The 16,991-nt window shown below is 56.1% G+C and carries 11 protein-coding genes and 1 pseudogene; 3 read left to right on the top strand and 9 right to left on the bottom strand.

The genetic code is table 11. The features are described 5' to 3' along the window. Window positions 1-912 precede the first annotated feature (912 nt). Together DM818_RS08605 and DM818_RS08600 are read right to left on the bottom strand one after the other, a co-directional pair. Complete coding sequence (locus tag DM818_RS08605) at window positions 913-2,718, bottom strand: ABC transporter ATP-binding protein (protein WP_153952559.1); 1,806 nt, start codon at window positions 2,716-2,718, stop codon at window positions 913-915. A gap of 262 nt (window positions 2,719-2,980) precedes the next feature. Further along, the gene (locus tag DM818_RS08600; protein ID WP_153952558.1) at window positions 2,981-3,967 is read right to left on the bottom strand and encodes an SDR family oxidoreductase; all 987 of its coding nucleotides are present in this window, start codon (window positions 3,965-3,967) and stop codon (window positions 2,981-2,983) included. A 132-nt stretch (window positions 3,968-4,099) separates the two neighbouring features. On the opposite strand from DM818_RS08600, the pseudogene DM818_RS08595 reads away from it, so the two are divergent. Next, window positions 4,100-4,961 (top strand): annotated as a pseudogene (locus DM818_RS08595) (IS1595 family transposase). 792 nt (window positions 4,962-5,753) lie between these two features. Here the strand turns inward: DM818_RS08595 and DM818_RS08590 are convergent. Continuing rightward, the gene (locus DM818_RS08590) at window positions 5,754-6,362 is read right to left on the bottom strand and encodes a hypothetical protein (protein ID WP_153952557.1); all 609 of its coding nucleotides are present in this window, start codon (window positions 6,360-6,362) and stop codon (window positions 5,754-5,756) included. A gap of 724 nt (window positions 6,363-7,086) precedes the next feature. Here DM818_RS08590 and DM818_RS15375 point away from each other — a divergent pair. Then, window positions 7,087-7,299, top strand: a complete 213-nt coding sequence (locus DM818_RS15375) for a MarR family transcriptional regulator (RefSeq protein WP_153952556.1) — start codon at window positions 7,087-7,089, stop codon at window positions 7,297-7,299. Between the two features lie 127 nt (window positions 7,300-7,426). Here the strand turns inward: DM818_RS15375 and DM818_RS08580 are convergent, their stop codons facing one another. The 5 genes from DM818_RS08580 to DM818_RS08560 all read right to left on the bottom strand — a co-directional run bounded on the left by DM818_RS08580 (window position 7,427) and on the right by DM818_RS08560 (window position 12,769). Then, window positions 7,427-8,887, bottom strand: a complete 1,461-nt coding sequence (locus DM818_RS08580; RefSeq protein WP_197738615.1) for a hypothetical protein — start codon at window positions 8,885-8,887, stop codon at window positions 7,427-7,429. Window positions 8,888-9,074: 187 nt separating this feature from the next. Continuing rightward, on the bottom strand, window positions 9,075-9,344 hold the full coding sequence (locus DM818_RS08575; RefSeq protein WP_153952555.1) for a hypothetical protein: 270 nt from the start codon (window positions 9,342-9,344) through the stop codon (window positions 9,075-9,077). Further along, entirely contained in the window at window positions 9,341-9,598 is a 258-nt protein-coding gene (locus tag DM818_RS08570) for a hypothetical protein (protein WP_152133905.1), read from the bottom strand. Before DM818_RS08570 ends, DM818_RS08575 begins: the two co-directional genes overlap by 4 nt. Window positions 9,599-9,744: 146 nt before the next feature. Continuing rightward, window positions 9,745-10,959: a Cdc6/Cdc18 family protein gene (locus DM818_RS08565; RefSeq protein WP_153952698.1), complete on the bottom strand. Its 1,215-nt coding sequence runs from the start codon at window positions 10,957-10,959 to the stop codon at window positions 9,745-9,747. A gap of 571 nt (window positions 10,960-11,530) precedes the next feature. Beyond that, the gene (locus DM818_RS08560) at window positions 11,531-12,769 is read right to left on the bottom strand and encodes a hypothetical protein (RefSeq protein ID WP_153952554.1); all 1,239 of its coding nucleotides are present in this window, start codon (window positions 12,767-12,769) and stop codon (window positions 11,531-11,533) included. A 434-nt stretch (window positions 12,770-13,203) separates the two neighbouring features. Here DM818_RS08560 and DM818_RS08555 point away from each other — a divergent pair, with 434 nt between their 5' ends. Beyond that, complete coding sequence (locus DM818_RS08555; RefSeq protein ID WP_153952553.1) at window positions 13,204-15,831, top strand: BGTF surface domain-containing protein; 2,628 nt, start codon at window positions 13,204-13,206, stop codon at window positions 15,829-15,831. Window positions 15,832-16,101: 270 nt separating this feature from the next. On the opposite strand, the gene DM818_RS08550 is transcribed toward DM818_RS08555, so the two are convergent. Beyond that, window positions 16,102-16,773, bottom strand: a complete 672-nt coding sequence (locus tag DM818_RS08550; RefSeq protein ID WP_172977306.1) for a hypothetical protein — start codon at window positions 16,771-16,773, stop codon at window positions 16,102-16,104. Window positions 16,774-16,991: the final 218 nt, after the last annotated feature.

Here is a 16,991-nt window from a genome sequence, read left to right as displayed (position 1 = left end):
TTTCTCATCGCCAATAGCATCACTCACATTAATGTATCCTACCGATTATTAATGATCTTGACAAAGTTGAAGTTGTGTTCTATCAGAGATTTCCGAGTGCCTGTATGTAATCTCCAAGACACTCAGCATTGCACGTTAGTGTCAGCGGTTGAGTGAACGAGGCATAAATGAGATCTTGGCCCCTTACAATGTCATGTTCAGTGTGACCACGAGAGCGCCGACACCGTTGACTCGTCCCCGGCTTTCGCGGTGATTGTGTCATTGAGGATAATGTAGCCGTCTTTCGGCCAACACATTTCGCGTTTTTCTAGGTTTTTGACTCTTTCATGATTGAATTGGTCTTCTTCCTGATCGTATGCGGTGAGGAATCCGTTGAGGGCGGTTTGCTGTTGGCTGGAGGGACTTCGCGCGTGACGCCCGGCATGATGTTGCTAGCTGTAACATAACCTGTAGCGTAGGTTTTAGCGTGATGACATTGCACTGGTTAGAACAATTCGAACTACGTCGCAATGCACGTGTGCACGACAAGAGATTCATAATGACATCATCGCTTATTGCCACCGCCTAGGTCATGCCATTAGTTCAAGATGCAAAGATGAGCGAGGCAGTCATTGACCGACACTGATCGATTAAACACAGCAGATAGTTGGGACTCAACTTCAAGACAGCGAGGTTTTCGTCTCTAAAATAGGCGTCTAAAGTCGATATTCGCACCAACTATTGGAACATTTCCTGGTCGCTCCTACAGTTATGATTGGTGAAATCCCATCGCCTCTCCAATCAGAGCTTGTGGCAGAGTGCTAACACTTACGGATTGCCTTAGTAATTGAACTCTACGAGGGAGACGACTCACAGGCCCGGGGAGGAGTTAACTTATTACCGTCAAAGTTTTATAAAAGTATTAAAATCATCTTAAGATTGGACACCATACAGTTCAGCATACTGTCCATTCTTTTCAATTAGCTCTTCGTGACAACCAAACTCAATTATTTTTCCTGAATCGATCGTATAAATTCGGTCAGCATTCTGTACTGTTGATAATCGATGGGCAATTCCAACTATTGCGTAGTCACGTTCTAGGTTCTCAATAGACCTTTGAACCTCTTTTTCTAGTGTTGAGTCAAGATCACTTGTGGCCTCATCAAGTACCAGCACGTCAGCTTCTTTCAATAATGCCCGGGCCAGTGCAACGCGCTGACGTTGTCCACCTGAAAGACGAACGCCCTGATCTCCCAGGTGCGTTTCGTACCCGTTAGGCAATTCATCGAAAAACTCGTCTACCTTAGCAATCCTAGTGACCTTGTCTAGTTCTTCCACAGAGACATTACGGTTCCCAATAGTGAGATTATATCGTAGCGTATCGTTGAAGATATACGGGTCCTGCTGAACAACTGCGATCTGATCTCGCCATTTATCAATATCCATTTCGTGAATTGAGCGGCCATTTGCTCGAATCTCACCACAGTCAGGTTCATATAGGCGTGCCAGTAACGACACAATCGTCGATTTTCCAGCACCAGACTGACCGACAAACCCGATAAATTCACCTTTTTCGAAATCTAGAGAAATCCCGGAAAGTGCCTTACCGTCCTGTCCTTGATAAGAGAAGTGGATATCCTCAAATGTGATCGTTCGAACCTTGTCTATCGCTGACTCTATTTCTTTGTCTGGTTCTTGATTCCGAGTAAGTTCATCAATGAACTGTTGAGTTCGAACAAGGTGGGGGAGGTTATTTTCTATTTGATATAGTTTCGTGTTGAGGTTGCTTACCTTTGGCCCCAGTCTAAACATAGCAAAGAGGAAGACGCCAAGCGATCCAAGCGACATCTCAGCAAATACAATGGAGATATAGATCAGTATAAACACTGATATCGCAGTTAGAAGGTTGTAGAAATTTTGGATTGCCTGTTGGTTACGTTTTTGTTTAATACTTGAATCGGCAAAATCCTCTACGGCACTCAAGAAATCACCGAAGAGTTCATTCTTAAGCCCAAACAATTTCGTATCCCTGATTCCTTGAGTTCCTGCCTGTGCTGCCTGTTGGACGCGTTCGTTAGCATCGGCTACGCGATCCCCAATATCATATCCTGACTCGAGAATGTACCGAAACACAATTGAAAATCCACCGAGAAACGCGATAGCAAATATTGTCAGAGAAGGAGAGAGAAGGAACGCTATGACAAGGTAAATTAGGCTTAGAAGACCTTGTTCAATAAGATTAACGACGTACCGAATGACGCGGGCAGCATATTCAGCCTGCGTCACAATCGCATTAAGAATGTCGTCCGAGCCTTCTCTGTCGAAGTAATCGGTTCGTGCGTCGAGTGCGTTACTGAACGCTTGTGTCTGTAATTCTCGGGTATAATCAACGACGAGTACTCCGCGCAGCCATCTCACAATAAACGTCAGGCTCCATCGAACTGTGAGTACAAGGCTCACGCCAGCGACTATAGTTCCGAGCGTAAATGGGACACCAAGCGTCCGGTATGTCGTTACGAAGGCCAATAGCATACCATCTGCATTGGCCGCGGGATCACCCGGTGCCTGCACAATCTCGACGATAGGTAATATAAAGCTGAGTCCAACCGCTTCGAGAGCCGCTGCGAAGACGCCAGCAGTGATAATCACAGCAGTAAAAACGGGCCGAAATTTCGCAACTCGAACGAGGGCACGGATCTGCTCGTAACGGTTGATTTGTTTAGATTCTGTATCGGTCACTATCCGATTGATTCCCGTCCAAATAAAAAAACACCACGATACGAGCGCATTCTATGAAGTGTCTGATCGTAATAAATATACGCTTTTTTACCGGGGATTGTTGGTAATTCGCCTTCTGGCGATTCGGAGAGACGAGTAGTTATCTAAAATAGACCACTGGGTTTCTCTCTGTACAGTTTGGTGCCGTCAAAGCAACGTCAGGTTGATATCAACAATTTCTGTGAGAAAAGCAGTAGGGATATTTACGCAATCGTCCATCTAATTACGAATCTCGAACCAACGGTTCATACCACTCCCGATTAGCATGATACCAATCGACAAACTCTCGGACACCCTCCCGAATCGTCCGACTTGGTTCGTAGCCGAACAATTTCGACGCCTTCGAACTGTCAGCGTGAGTGTGCTCAGCATCAGCGTCGTGGCGGTCGGCGAATACTATCTCCAAATCTGGAGTTAATTGATCTCGTATCTCCTCTGCTAGTGTATGAATCTTTATATTATCGGTGCTTCCAATATTGACTGCCTCACCGTCTGCAGCGTTTTCAGACAGTAACGCGACGTTCGCTTCGATCACGTCTTCGATGAATGTGAAGTCGCGCGTCTGCGTGCCGTCACCGTACACGACTGGCGGCTCACCGTTCAAACACCGAGAGATAAAATTCGAGATAGCCATGTTCGGCCGCATCCGCGGGCCGTACACCGTGAAATACCGTAATGCGACTGCTGGTAAGTCATAGACCTCGCTGTAGGCACAAGTGTACCGTTCGGCTGCCAGCTTCGAAGCCCCGTAGGGACTTACAGGCGTCGTCGGATGTGACTCGTCGTAGGGGAGATATTCTGGCTTGCCATACACCGACGATGACGATGCGAGCACAACTCGTTCGATATCGGTGTCACGAGCTGCATCGAGGACGTTCAGCGTACCATCAACGTTAATTTCGTCATACTTGCGAGGATTCTCGACGCTCGGACGTACGCCCGCCTGCGCAGCTTGGTGATAGACGTAATCGGCTTCTTCGACCAGATCGGTAATCAGGTCGGCGTTTCGAACATCACCTTCAATAAGTTGGTAAGAACCATTGCCCTCGTCGGCGCGTTCGCGGCAGATTTCGACGGTGTGGTCCTTGATTCGTGTATCGTAGAAAGGATCGAAGTTGTCTAACACGACAACATCGTGTCCATCTACAACAAAACGTTCCGCGAGATGGCCGCCGATGAACCCGGCACCGCCGGTGACGAGTATTCGCATTAACGGCTTCGAACTGGGCTACAGTAAAAGGTGTACCGTATTCACGTTACTATACTGACGGGGATAAATAATCGGACGCTCTTCTGTAGTGGTGAGTATTTTTCATGGCTGGAGTTTGTAGTCCTTCCTAACATGGTCAGCAGAGAGGGTGACGACGTATTTCTATCGGACAAAGAGGACTGCTTAGAGTATCTGCGTGAGCAGCGATAGTCGGATGGGTTGACGTATCCGCACTGCGCGAGTGCGAACACGATTAAGAATGGAATAAAACAACACTCAATGCTATTACTGTCAGGACTGCGAGATCATTGAAACTGCTCTCACAGAGCCTGTGTTTGCGGGATATCAGCTCACCATTCCAGAGATATTCCACATCATCCGGGGATGGAAGAGCACACGACCAATGAGATTTTTTACTAACTTGACCGCATCTACAGGACAGTCTTGAGTTTCGTTCATTGAGTCCAAGGCGCGCTTGCCAAGGATCCCGAGTTTGACTTCTCTGGTATCTGTGAGGCTGATGAAGTCTACGTTGTTGCTGGCGAGAAGAGGCCCAAAGATGAGGATTGGAATCCATGCGAGCACAGAGTATAACACAGACGCGAAATCTTTGAATCACATAAACCACCCAGCGTGACACTCGTCCGTCGCTCCGACGCGGGTTCGATTGCTTTTCGACGATAATCTCGAAGACATCGCCGAGTACAGCGATGAGACCGTAATCCTCTGTACTGGTCAGTACATCATCTACGACGGAATCGACGAGGACGATGAGATTGGTTGATATTTGACCAGCAGTCATGATGAACACTACGTCGTCGGTGATACTCACACAAACAGCTGTGAGTACCGACACAGCTTCCTGCGCAACTGGTTGCGAAGGTTCCGATGCGTCTCAAAACGCCACTTACAGGGCTACCTGAACTTATTGCGCTGGTTGCTCAACACCGACGACTGGTTCGAGCAGATGCCAAGTACTGACTTCTACAGATAAGCGTAATCGGTGTAGCGTGCGTTCCGATAATGCAAATACTTGTGATGGGCAGGGCCGGGTTTATTAGGTCGAGTTTTGTCGACCATTTGCTTGAGGCGACAGACAATGAGTTTATATCAGTTAGGCGAGTAGTTTACGCCCAGTGAAACCATCCTCAAGAACGAACGACTGACCGGCGCGGTTCACCCTGTTGCAGCCGACGGGTTGGGGTATACAGTTGAAATTGTCGAGTCACTCCGCGCGCTTTCGAGCACTTCTACGATACCTCCGGGTTGGCGGGCATCGACAACAAGCATTACGTGGCGAATGGGTTCGTCGTCAGGCCAACATCCGAGCCCACGGTAAGCGACGACTAATACGACGGGTTACACATCGTCACGAAACCGTACCCCGACCTCCATCCGTACATACAGCGGTATCTGGATGCAGCAGACTGAAACAGAGCGTTTTCAAAAAGGGGTTCTACTACCCTCTCTGTGAGACAAGCCCCCATAGCCGCGAGCAGGTAGCTCCGGCGTCAATCCAAGACACCATATGGAAAAGATAGATAGACACCGCTTCTCTCAACACCGGGTACGACACGACCGCTTGCCTACTGAGACGATTTGCAAGAATTGGCCTACGACCGAAGGTGCTGTCGTACTGTGAACTGGTTCACCACACGTGATTTGTGCGTGTCCCAACGCTACGCGATAATTTAGAGCGTCGCCGAGCGTCGTTCCAAACGTACCCGCTAGTAACCAAGCCTTGCATTCACAACCCATTCTTGTAATTCGAATGCCGGACCGCTGATTACTCCCGCCCTGTCGTCGTCACCTCCGCTCGCTCCCCCTCCCCACCGTCTTCCCCTGTGGTGAACTGGTTCACACCACCCGTCTCCACGTGAACCTGCTCACAATCGACCAGCAGCGCCTTCTTTTTCGACGCCCCACTCGACTCGCCACTCGTCGCGTTCCGAACACGGGCACCGTCAAGCTCTGCTGCCGCATCATCGATGAGCTCGTATGCGTACCGTCGAGAGACCCCGACACAGCCACGAATCTCCGCTGCTGTCACCGCGACCGTCGAGGATTGACTGTTGTGTTTGTTCTGTGCAAAGGCACAAATGGCCGCCAACTTCTGGGCCTTCGTCGTCTTCGCTGCATCCACATCGCCGAACGCCGCCACTTGCTCTTCAACCGTCGCCAGTCGCTCTGTCTGTGTCACAACAGTTCGGTGGAACGAACGCCCCGCGTCGGGCAACTCCCCAATCTCATCGATATCAGCATCCACAATGGCGCGAACCGTCCCTTTCAACAGCGGGATATCGCGATTCATTGCCGTGTCAAGCCGCTGTGCAAGCGCGTCCACAGTGGCTTCCAACGCATCGACGCGCTCACGAAGCGCGCCCTCATCAGTCATGGGTCGCTCCCCGCCGTCGGTGGACTGGCGTCAACGACCTCGACTTCCGTGAGACACAACTCGTGCGTCCGCGTCCGTGGCAGCGCAATGCTCCCGAGCCATGCCCGCACCAACAGTTCCGACACACCGAGCGTCGGCTCACCGATTGCCGTCGGCGCACAGTCTGTACAGTAGCACCGACGTAGATTCCACGTCTCACTGTCGACCCCACGATAGCCGTACACCGTCACAGCCCGTCCCTCACCCAGAGTAGCACCACAGCCGAGACAGACGACACGGGTACGCGAGATGCCCACTGACGCTCCTCTCAAGAGTTCGCGTGGTGCCGCCTGAACCGTCGTCGGTGGTTGAGCTTGATTGTCGCCGGGTCGCTCGCGATCCCGTACCAGCTCGTCGGTCATTCACTCGCCCCCACGTTGTACGTCTGGTCCGGGTCGAAGCATGCGAAACACGGCAGTGTGTCGCTCGTTGGCCCATCGCACCACTCGTTCTCACAGTCTGTTCTCTCAGTAGCCTTTTCAGGCAGTGCGTTCGTAGTTGCCATTGCTTCTGTCACCTACAGAAGCGTGGTCGGGTGCAGGAACACCCGGCTATTCTCATAACCACGCTTCGTACAGAACGTGATGTCCGCTCACAATAATTCTTGTGATTAGAATATTCCATACACAATACTTAACCCAGATGGTAAGTAGTTTACCAAGCGACCCGTATATAGAATCGATAGATGGCGGAAATCTCTCTCAACCCAACCGATCACGCAATTTTAAATCTACTCAACGAAGGAAGGTGCACTCCGTCTTACATCGCGCAGCAAACCGATTATACTCGAGGAAATATTCAAAATCGACTGCTTCGCCTGGTAGAGCATAACTACGTTAACCAATTGGGCGGCGGGCTGTACGAACTAATAGAGGACCCGCGGGAAAATATCAAGTAGCAACTTGTCTACACATAATCAGTCAAAGTCCTACCCAGCGTGTATCATCGTTAACTCAGAACGATCTGGATTATCCTGAGTCCGCCCGTTGATTGTTACCTCTAAAGATTGCATCTCAAACGGAGTCTCACCCAACTTCCCCCGAAATGTCAGGCATTCTTGATGACGACTCACTCGTCTCGTCCCACGAGTCGATCGGGCGACCCTCATCGACGCCATGCACAGCATACCGAAGCGCGTCCAAACAGTGGTCAATCGCACTCGTCGTTCCAACCTCGTCTTCTGTATACCCGAAGAACTCCCGAACCAGGTGTTCACACTGTGCCGACACTAAGAGCCCAACCCGCCCGTCATCATCCGCCCGGAGCCGCCGGCGAACGTCCGCAATCCCCGGATCAATCGCCTTCTCCGCCGCCCGCGTACGATACCCGGCCCGTCTGAGTTCACGGATATCCGAGGGATTGTGGTCAGCAAACAGCTTCCCACGCGGTTTGGCGTCGGTCTCCAACCACTCGATAACGTCCTCGACATGGCACTCGGTTTCGTGGAACACATCAAGCACGACCAACTGCCCGGCTCCCGTCCGGCCGATCTCAAGTAGCACCCGCGGATCCCGCCAGCCAGCATCGTACCCGTAGAGTCGCCAGTCGTCGTCGACGACATCGGCGGCCGCCGACGGCTCGATGACGTGAGTCGCCCGTTCGAAGTCGGCATACACGCGCCCCTTCGGGGCGTCGAACCTACCCTCCAGCGCTTGTGCCTCTCGGGCTGTTCCTTCGAACTGGCGTTTGAATTGCTCGATCGTCCCTGCGTCGAGATACGGATTCTCCAGCGTTGAGGCCCGCACCACGGCCAATTCATCGCCAATAGGGTCACCTGTCTTGTCCTGTCGCTGTTCGATGATTTCCCAGGCGTCGTTGTAGCCGTTCCCGGTCAGCGTCCAACACATCACCTTCGGCCCGGCGACGCCCCGCAACCGGCCGCCGAGCATCTCCCGCAGGTCGTGTAGATCAGCCGCATAATGACTGGGCTCGTCGAGCCAGATCGCGCCGAATTCGTCGCCCGCACACCGCTGCCAGTCGGCGCCGCTGCCAAGTCTGATGACTGCGTCGTTCGTCAACGTGAGCCGAAACGCACTCTGATTGTAGTCGGCGACGATCGGCGATGTCTCCGGATCGTTCGGCGGTGCGGTGGCTGTGCCGGGCAACTGCTCGAAGAGAATCCGAAAGGTTGCATCACGCGCCTTTGTGAAGTCGACACCCATCGCGAGAAACCGACTCCCCGGGTTGGCAAGCGCCTGCGCGATGAGCCAGCGGGCGCCGAAGATGCTCTTTCCGCTGCCGTAACCCGACAGAAACGCGACAAGGTCCGTGTCCTCGCGCTTGAGCGCGTTGAGACAGTCCCGCTGGGCTGTCCACAGGTCGTAGATGAGTTCTCCTGCATCGGAGTCGTACAGGAGCCCTTCGGGGCGTTCGTCCGGCGCTGCCTCGCGCCACGTGACCGTGAGGTCGGTCGCTGCGCCGTCTGGTCTCTCGGCGAGTTCGTCGCTGAACTCGTCGATCTGGTTTTTGATTCGGCGTTTTGTCATTGGCCACTCTCCACGGTCGCTTGGCTGGTCTCCCCTGGGGACCCCCGACACTGTCGTGTCGTATCTAGTGTCTCATGCCAGCGCGTTTTCGGACTCTCCCGCGCTCCCACCCAGGCGGCTGGCAGGGCAGCGGGGGGCAGTCCTGGCCGCACGCGCCGCGATGCGACGTCGCTGGTCCGTTGTGCAGTCATGGGGCACCTCCAGTCAGGATATCTAGTATGGCGACCTCAGCATCCGTGAGCCCGAACTCGCCGGTGGGCGCGTCGTCGGGCTCAGCAGCGAGCCGAGCTTGCGCTGCCGCGAGCGACGCCTGTTGGTCAGCATCGAGCGACGCATACACCGCGTCAATCTGTGCTCGCTGCTCGGCGGTCAGTTCGGCTTGAGATGGGGAGCTGCGAGTGCGCGTGCGTGCTTCGAGGTGGTCGAGCCGCCGCTCGATCTCGCGTCTCGACGTCATGCGTCGAGCCCCTCCTCAAGCAGTTCGAGGCGGTCGTCCATCGCATCGAGATCGGTGTCCCGCTGGAGCTTGCGGTACTGGTTGGCGAGATAGCCGAGTTCGTGGTACCGCCGGAGCTGGAGTCGCTGTTCGTCGGTCGTTGCTGGGTCGGCGGCGTCGATATCCGTTTGCACCGCATCCATGCCGTCTTTGAGCAGCCCGAGAATTTCGTCTCGCGTCGACTGCTCGCTCGGTGCAGCGTCTGTCGTCGGCATCTATGGGATCAACATTTGTATGATTGTGATACCGGTAAAAGAAGCCACGGAAAGCACGGTGAAACTAGTCACGAGCACGCGCCGCCGGTCAACACGCCCACACGCCCGCCGGACCGACTAATCGCACCGTCACACCCGCCGCCCAGCTACTCCACCGCGTCCCCGGCCAGGTCAGCAGCAACGGCCGCTTGGGCCTCCCGCACCCACGCTGGATCGAATGTCGTCGCCACGTACTTCGCGCGGCCGTCTCGGCCGTGCGACTCCGTCCACGTGTCGACGAGGCCCATCGTTGCTAACTCGTCCACCAGTTGGCGAACGGTCCGCTGGCCCAGCTGAAACCGGTCGGCGGTCGACGGGTGGTTGAGCCGCTCGTGGATATCGCTCGTCCGGACTGGCTGGCTGATCTCTCCCGCGTCAGTTCGCTGCCCGACACTCGCTGCTAACACCGCCAGATGTCGAAGCGGGATACTCTGAAGCTTGGCAATCGTCGACTCCCGTTCGGTGTCGGTGAGGCTCTCCCGGACGCAGTCGGTGCTGATCGTCTCAAGCCCGCGGTCGATCGCCGTCTCGCCGGCCCGCCGGAATAATCGCAGCGTCTTGCGAGCATCACCCCATCGCCAAGCCGCCTCTTGCAGCCCGTACTCACGAGCGTCTGCAGGCAACGCGCCCGCCCGGAATGCCGTGTCCAGCTGTGGCCCGACAATCGCGTCCAACTCGCTGGTCCCATACGGCCCGAAGAACACCGCTTCATCACTCATCGCACTCTCAACACGACTGTCCAGCCGCAAATCCACCTCCACCAACTCATTACTGATGAGCCATGCCGACAGCTGAATGTCGCGTTTTAGCTTCCCTTCACCACGCAACAACCGATAGAGGAAATCGGAGGGGTCGTAGTTCGCATCCTGTTTGATCTGGTCGATCTCATCCAGAATCAGAACGGTCCACTCCGGATACTCAGCTAGCGCCTCCCAAATCCCGGTGAAGGCGCCATCCACGCCTTCATACGCCCCCACAGTCTCTCCGGTCAACTCAAGATGAATCTCGCGGGCAGCACTGAAAATCGACCGACACTCCTTGAGATTCACATACTCAACGGCGACAGAATCGTGGCGAGCCGCAAACTCCTGACACACCCGGCGTGTTGTCACCGTCTTGCCGGTGCCCGGCGGCCCATGAATCGTCACTGTCGGTGGAAGATACCCCTCGGTCACCCCGTTGAGAATACTAGCAAGTTGGCGCTGGTGTTCGTCTCTACCACGAATCGTCGCTGGCGGTTGCAACGGGTCCAACGCCTGTTTGTCGGCGAAAACACTCTCGTCCGGGGCCGTTGCTGCAAAGAGGTCATCGTAGTCGGTCATATCGGGTGTCCGTTCCAGCGGAACTACGAGTGTGTATGTCATATGAACGCATAAGTTGCGGGTCACTGCAGGCCACACCTGAGATGCACACCCGTTGGTCGACCACAGCGTCACTGGCCGTGAACATCGTATCACAAGAGAGGGGTGTCAGCTGTGGGACTACGCCACTGGAATCACAACCATCTTACGTGACAGCACCGACATAGTTTCGGTGAGAGCCCACGCCGTGGGCTATCTCCAACCGGGCCCAACAAGCGTGTTTGGCCGTCCGTTACACGAGTACATTCCCGCCTCGTGTCGATGCAACCCGTACGCGAGCCAGCTGGCACTGCCACTGCGCTGTCGGAGAAGTCGAACGCACCACCCACGCTGATTAGAAGTGCAAAGATAGTCTCGAAACGTATCCGTACCGATCGACGACACGCGACTCGACGTGATTCACATCGAGGACCTCTCGGCTTGGACCGTTGTCGACGGTGACGCTCGTCGCAGCAGTGTGGGCATGGTGCGTAGTCCGCCGCAGTGTGCACTGCAGCCCGAAATGTCACGCCCCGCACTCAGGGACGCCCGATTACGACCCACCCCGAACCAGAACATCAACCCGGCTAGCAAGCCACGCGGCAATCCCCTCGAAGTGGGCACTGCCAAGCGTAGCGACCACAACCGCGCCAGCCGCATTGAACACGAGATCGTTGACGATATCGGTCGTCCCGTACTGTGCCAGCACTGCCTCACCGCCGACGAGCGTCGCCACGCCACCACTGGCGAACTCTAAGATCTCCCACGCCACGCCGACTGCAAGGACGAACAACACCACGAAGCTGCCCCGGAAGCCGCGCGTGAACGACACCGCCTGCGTGTGGTGCTCGACACTGCGGGCAATCGCGTAGCCACCGCCGGCGATGAGACTCGCCGAGAAGGTGTGCGTGAGGCTATCGTACCATCCATACAGCTCGTAGAGCGCAACAGCACCCACGGCGTGCAACACCGTCGCGAGCGTAATCCACACCACAAGCCCGGGATCCATCGTGTAGTCGAACTCGCGGCGAAGCACCGCCGGCAGGAACGTGATCGCGAGGGGCACACCGCTGTTGACGACGAGCGTCACGTTCCGACGCGCGAGCGCAACGATCGTAATCCCGACCAGCAGGAGTTGGAGCAGACGGACGACCCGCCGCTGCTGTTGGGTCGACCCCGGAAGCGAGCCCCCAGTCGAAGTCGATGCCGTGCCAGTGTGGCCAGTAGCCGTCCGGAGGTGCTCAATCCGATCGGAGACCACCACGTAGCCGTCGAACAGCAAGCCGGCACCGACACCCACGACGGTCGCAATAATCAGATCCCACATCAACTCGGTCTTGCCACCAACGAACATCGTTCCGACGATCGTATCTGCAACCCACGTCCCGACGGTCCACACGCCGGCCCCGGCCATCGTCACGACGACGACAAAGACAGCAGCAAACCGCGGGGTCATTGACAGCGATGTGGTCGCATCAAGAACAACTACCGTGAGCACGCCAAGCGCCGCCACGGCGACGAACGGCGTCACCTGCGGGAGCATGCCGGTTGCACGGACTGCGACCGGCACGGCAGCCGCTGCAAGAAGTTCGGCCGGCAACATCACGGTGGGCGTCCGCGCGACGATAGGGATAGTGATAGTTACTCCCACGAGGAGCATCGTCACCACCGCCCAGTCGAGTTCGCCGATTCGCCAGAACTGGCCGACTGCCCCAAGCAGGCCACCGGTGAGCACCCACGCGACAGCAGCATTGGCGTCGGTGCGTGCGAGCAGCGACTGGAGGGTTGTCATCACTGTCGGGTTGTGGGTCAAGGGGTAAGAACGTCCACCACTGAGCCCACGATGTATGTGTCGCGCTCGGTGGCACTCCCAGTCCTGTCGGCCTGCTCGTGACGCGGCTGGCTGGGACGTGGGACCACTGTGGGCCCCGTAGCACAGTCGTCATATGACAGTCAAGAACCCGTCACGCGTGCACGTGCGGGCGCACTTGGTAGACAGGGTCGGCATCTTCGCTAAGTGACAGTAGAGAGCCACTACAAGCGAGTACGTATCGGGGAGTGTTTACAAACGGGAGGGCGCTGTTAGCTCACTTGGAGTCAGCGGAGCATGTGGATAATTCACGTGATAGCGGCCGAGAGACGTGAGATGTGTGCTTCCGTATCAACACAAGGCATTTAACCAATACGTGCCCATTGTTCGATACCCCTACCCATGGTGGATGCTGTGTGGCGAGCGACGAACCGCGGCTCGCCGATCCAGTCTCCGCCGATTGGAATACAACAACAATGACAGACACAAACACAAAGGTTCGCAGCCTGATCCTGACGGCGCTGATGGTCGTCTCCGTCTTCGGAGGCTCCATCGCGTTCGCGGGTGCTGCCGCTGCGGCCACTGGTGGCTCGTATACCGTAGCTAATACGGATACGAGTGCCACCACTACGGTAACGGCACAGATTCAGAGTGAAGAAGATGGAAAGAGTGTGGGCGGCGTGGAACTCAGCTTTAACGGAGCCACAAGCTTCGATGGTTCCTTCAGCACTGGTTCGAGTTCCGACTACACTGTTAAAGTCTACAACCGTGACGGAACCGAGAAGACCACGGTTGATTCCGTCAGTCTTGGATCCAGTAACAGTGGAAAAACAGTCACGCTGACGTTCAGCTCCGTTGAAGTCAATTCCGGAGAAACTCTGGAAGTGGCAGGAGCGAACTTCGATAATCCCACCAGCCAGGGCGATTACACTGGTACGATCCAGTTCAACCCTAGCGCTAGTGGAGCGTCTGTTTCGGACGTTCTGAGTATCGGTCCGTCGAGCACGGACAGTACGAGCGGAGATGCTCCGACTGCTCAGACGCCCGATGCCGACATTACGATTAACACGAATGACGACGATAAGAAGGACTTCACGCCCATCGCGTTCGCTGGTCAGTCTGTTGCTGTGACTGGTCTGCAGGGAAGCGAAAAGGTGAACCTTCGACGCTCTACGGGTACTGACTCCAGTGAGTTCGTCTCTCAGCTCACCGCTTCCGATGGAAGCGTTGTCGTTGACACTTCCGGCCTCAGCACTGATGACTACTTCGTCGTCGGTCAGCAGTCGGGCTACCAAGCCGGATGGGAGGTCGCCGAGCAGACGCTCACGACCACTGTTGACCCGTCCGAATTCGACACTGACGAGACTCAGTCTGAGCTGACTATCGACACGAACCGCGGTGGCAACTTCGATATCGTCGCTTCGTCTGACGACCTCGACAACAGCGAGCTCATCACGCTTTACGATGGGCTGGCAAAGGAGATGGACATTGATGATGACAGCGAGATGGAGGTCGTCATCACCGGTGCAAGCGATGATCTCTCACCGAACCTCGATGTCTCGAACCTAGAGGCTGGTACGTACAACATCACGCACGATGTGCGCGACACCACCGCTACGGACGACATCAGCTTCGACGTAACTGAGGCTGGTGAGGGTACGGCAAGCTTCGCATCCTCCGCTGTGTCCGAGGACCGCGGTGACGTTCTTGAGTTCACCGTCAACCTCGATAACACGAACTCCGCATTCGTTACCGTCGGTGGATCCGACGTGAACTACCAGGTTGACCTGACGGTCACCGACGGAAACGGTGACGGTGAGGTTACTGTCCAGCTCGACACGTCCGAAGCCGCATACTACGGTGGAAGCGGACCTGTGACCGTCAGCAACGAGCAGGGCGCATACTCGGCTGCACCGGTCGAAAGCGGTGACGACGACTCGGTGACCGTCGAGAACGTCGACGAACCGACTGACCGACTCGACACGCCCCTCGCAGCAGTTGACTACGACCTCTCCGTTGCCCTCTCCGAGAACAGAAACGAGGAAGATGTCGCAGTCTTCTCGCTCAACGAGCGCTCGACGGACGCTGCTGCTACCTGGATTGCCCCGAAGGGCACGACCTACAGCGATGGTCTTGAAGACGTGACCGCAGCGGTTTCGGACCGCTCGACGGTTGCTCTCGAAGACCACGTTATCGTTCAGGTCGAAGCATCCGGTATCTACAGCTACATCACTGAGCAGAGCGACTTCGGCAACACCGGTGTCTCCCTGACAGCGGTGCAGACGGACACGACGGCTAACACCGCAGCGAACGAATTCAACGCTGGTGACGCCGCTGCAGTCGTGTTCGACGCTGACAACGACACGTTCTACGCTGTGTTCAACACGGCTAGCAACAACATCGAAGCCGGCGATAACTACGAGGTGACCTTCGAGGTCAACGAGGACAACCCGTACATCGCTAACGCAGACGCAACCGAAACTGTCACGACGACGTTCACCGTTGAGGAGCGCGAAGCTTCCTTCGACGTGAACTCGGATGAGCAGGTTCAGGTTGAGGCTGCATCCGGTCAGGCAATCTCGGGCGAGACGAACGTCGCACCGGGTACCGAACTGACGATCCGAGCACGTGCATCCGGCGACTCGCCGTTCCTCAAGACGGCTGATGCAACGGTTCAGTCCGACAGCACGTTCTCCGGTACGTTCGACTTCTCGGGCGTCTCGGAGAACACCACGTTCGCCACGACAGTTCCGAACCTCATCACTGAGAGCGTAGAGGGAGTTGTTGGCGGCGCAACGGACACGTCGACGCCGACCCCGACGCCGGAGCCGACGGCAACGCCGACTCCGACGCCGGAGCCGACCGAGACGCCGACCTCGACGCCGGAGCCGACGGACACGCCGACGGAAGAGCCGACGGACACGCCGACCGAGGGCGGTGCAACCGAGACTGAGACCTCCGGAAGCCAGCCTGGCTTCGGTGGCGCAGTCGCGATTGTTGCCCTCGCTGGCGCAGCGCTCATCGCGCTCCGCCGCAACAACTAACGAGAGCTAACTAACCGGACCTCCCCGGTTTACCACACTGGATTTTTCTTTCGCACGCTACACCCGACAGCGACAGCGCTCCGCCGTGCTCTGGCTGCAGTGCCAGTGCTGAGTCCAGAGCGGGTGATGGGTAACTACCGATACTCACCAAAGCGAGACCGTCCTCCGGCGAGCTAGCAAGCGAAACCTGAAGACAGACAGTAGCCGAATAGCCCATCCACGCGGTGCCCAGTGGCAGAACCAGACGAGAACCACAGGCTCTGCACTCAATTACGCCAGCGTGAGCGGTCGCTGAGACAGCGGAAACGTCTCAACACTCACGTCGAGATACGACTGGTCACGCAATGACTGGAATTTCTTCCCGACCTGCCAGGTGTTCTTTCGAACAGCCTCACGACTGCGATTTCGAAGGTGGCCCCACTCGGTGTGGCTAAAGTCGTGGAACTCGGTGAAGTAGTAATCAAACAGTTCGACGGGCGTTGGTTTGTCCGTCGCTGGTTCATGGAAAAACTGCCGTTGGCGAGGCGTCCAACAGTCCATGATCTCGTCTTGGGCATCAGCTGAGAGCACGTCAAACTCGTCGCGGGTGTACTCGGTTGCTCGCAACGGATTCAGTGTCTCACGCGGTGGGAATGTATTCAGCACGTGGACAACCCACTGAGCCATGTGCGTGGCCGTGAGCGCGGTGAGTGCTGTTGGCGGCGCAGGATACACCGTATGTTGGAACGCAGCCAAGCCATGGCCACTGTCATCGGCGAGAATTGCTTCCGCCTGTCGACGATTCTTCCGGACGGCAGTCTTGCTCCGATCACGTAGCTGACTCCACACACGAGTTGGGACCTGTCCAAAGTTGAGCGCATAGTAATCCAGGGCTTCTGCTGGCGAGACAACGACCTCCGACGGTGCTGTGTCGCTGTGTGTCGACCCGCCGGTTGTGTCCACATCGGGCTGGGTCGCAAACTCACCTGTGACCGGGCGCGGAGTCGCTGCGGCCCCAGAACGGTCAGTGTGGCTGGTCGCAAGAACCCCGAGTACCCAGCGAGCCATATGCAGTTCCATCGTGCGTACACCGTTTTCTCACGCACACAAGAAGATGACTACCCACATGCAAGCCGAATCACAGAGCGCGACGACGAATCCACGAGCAGCGAGCGCACGAA

The organism is Halosegnis longus (genome assembly GCF_009663395.1).
Lineage (GTDB): Archaea > Halobacteriota > Halobacteria > Halobacteriales > Haloarculaceae > Halosegnis > Halosegnis longus.
Note: the sequence above shows the minus strand (reverse complement) of the source record. Positions and strands in the feature narration are given on the sequence as shown.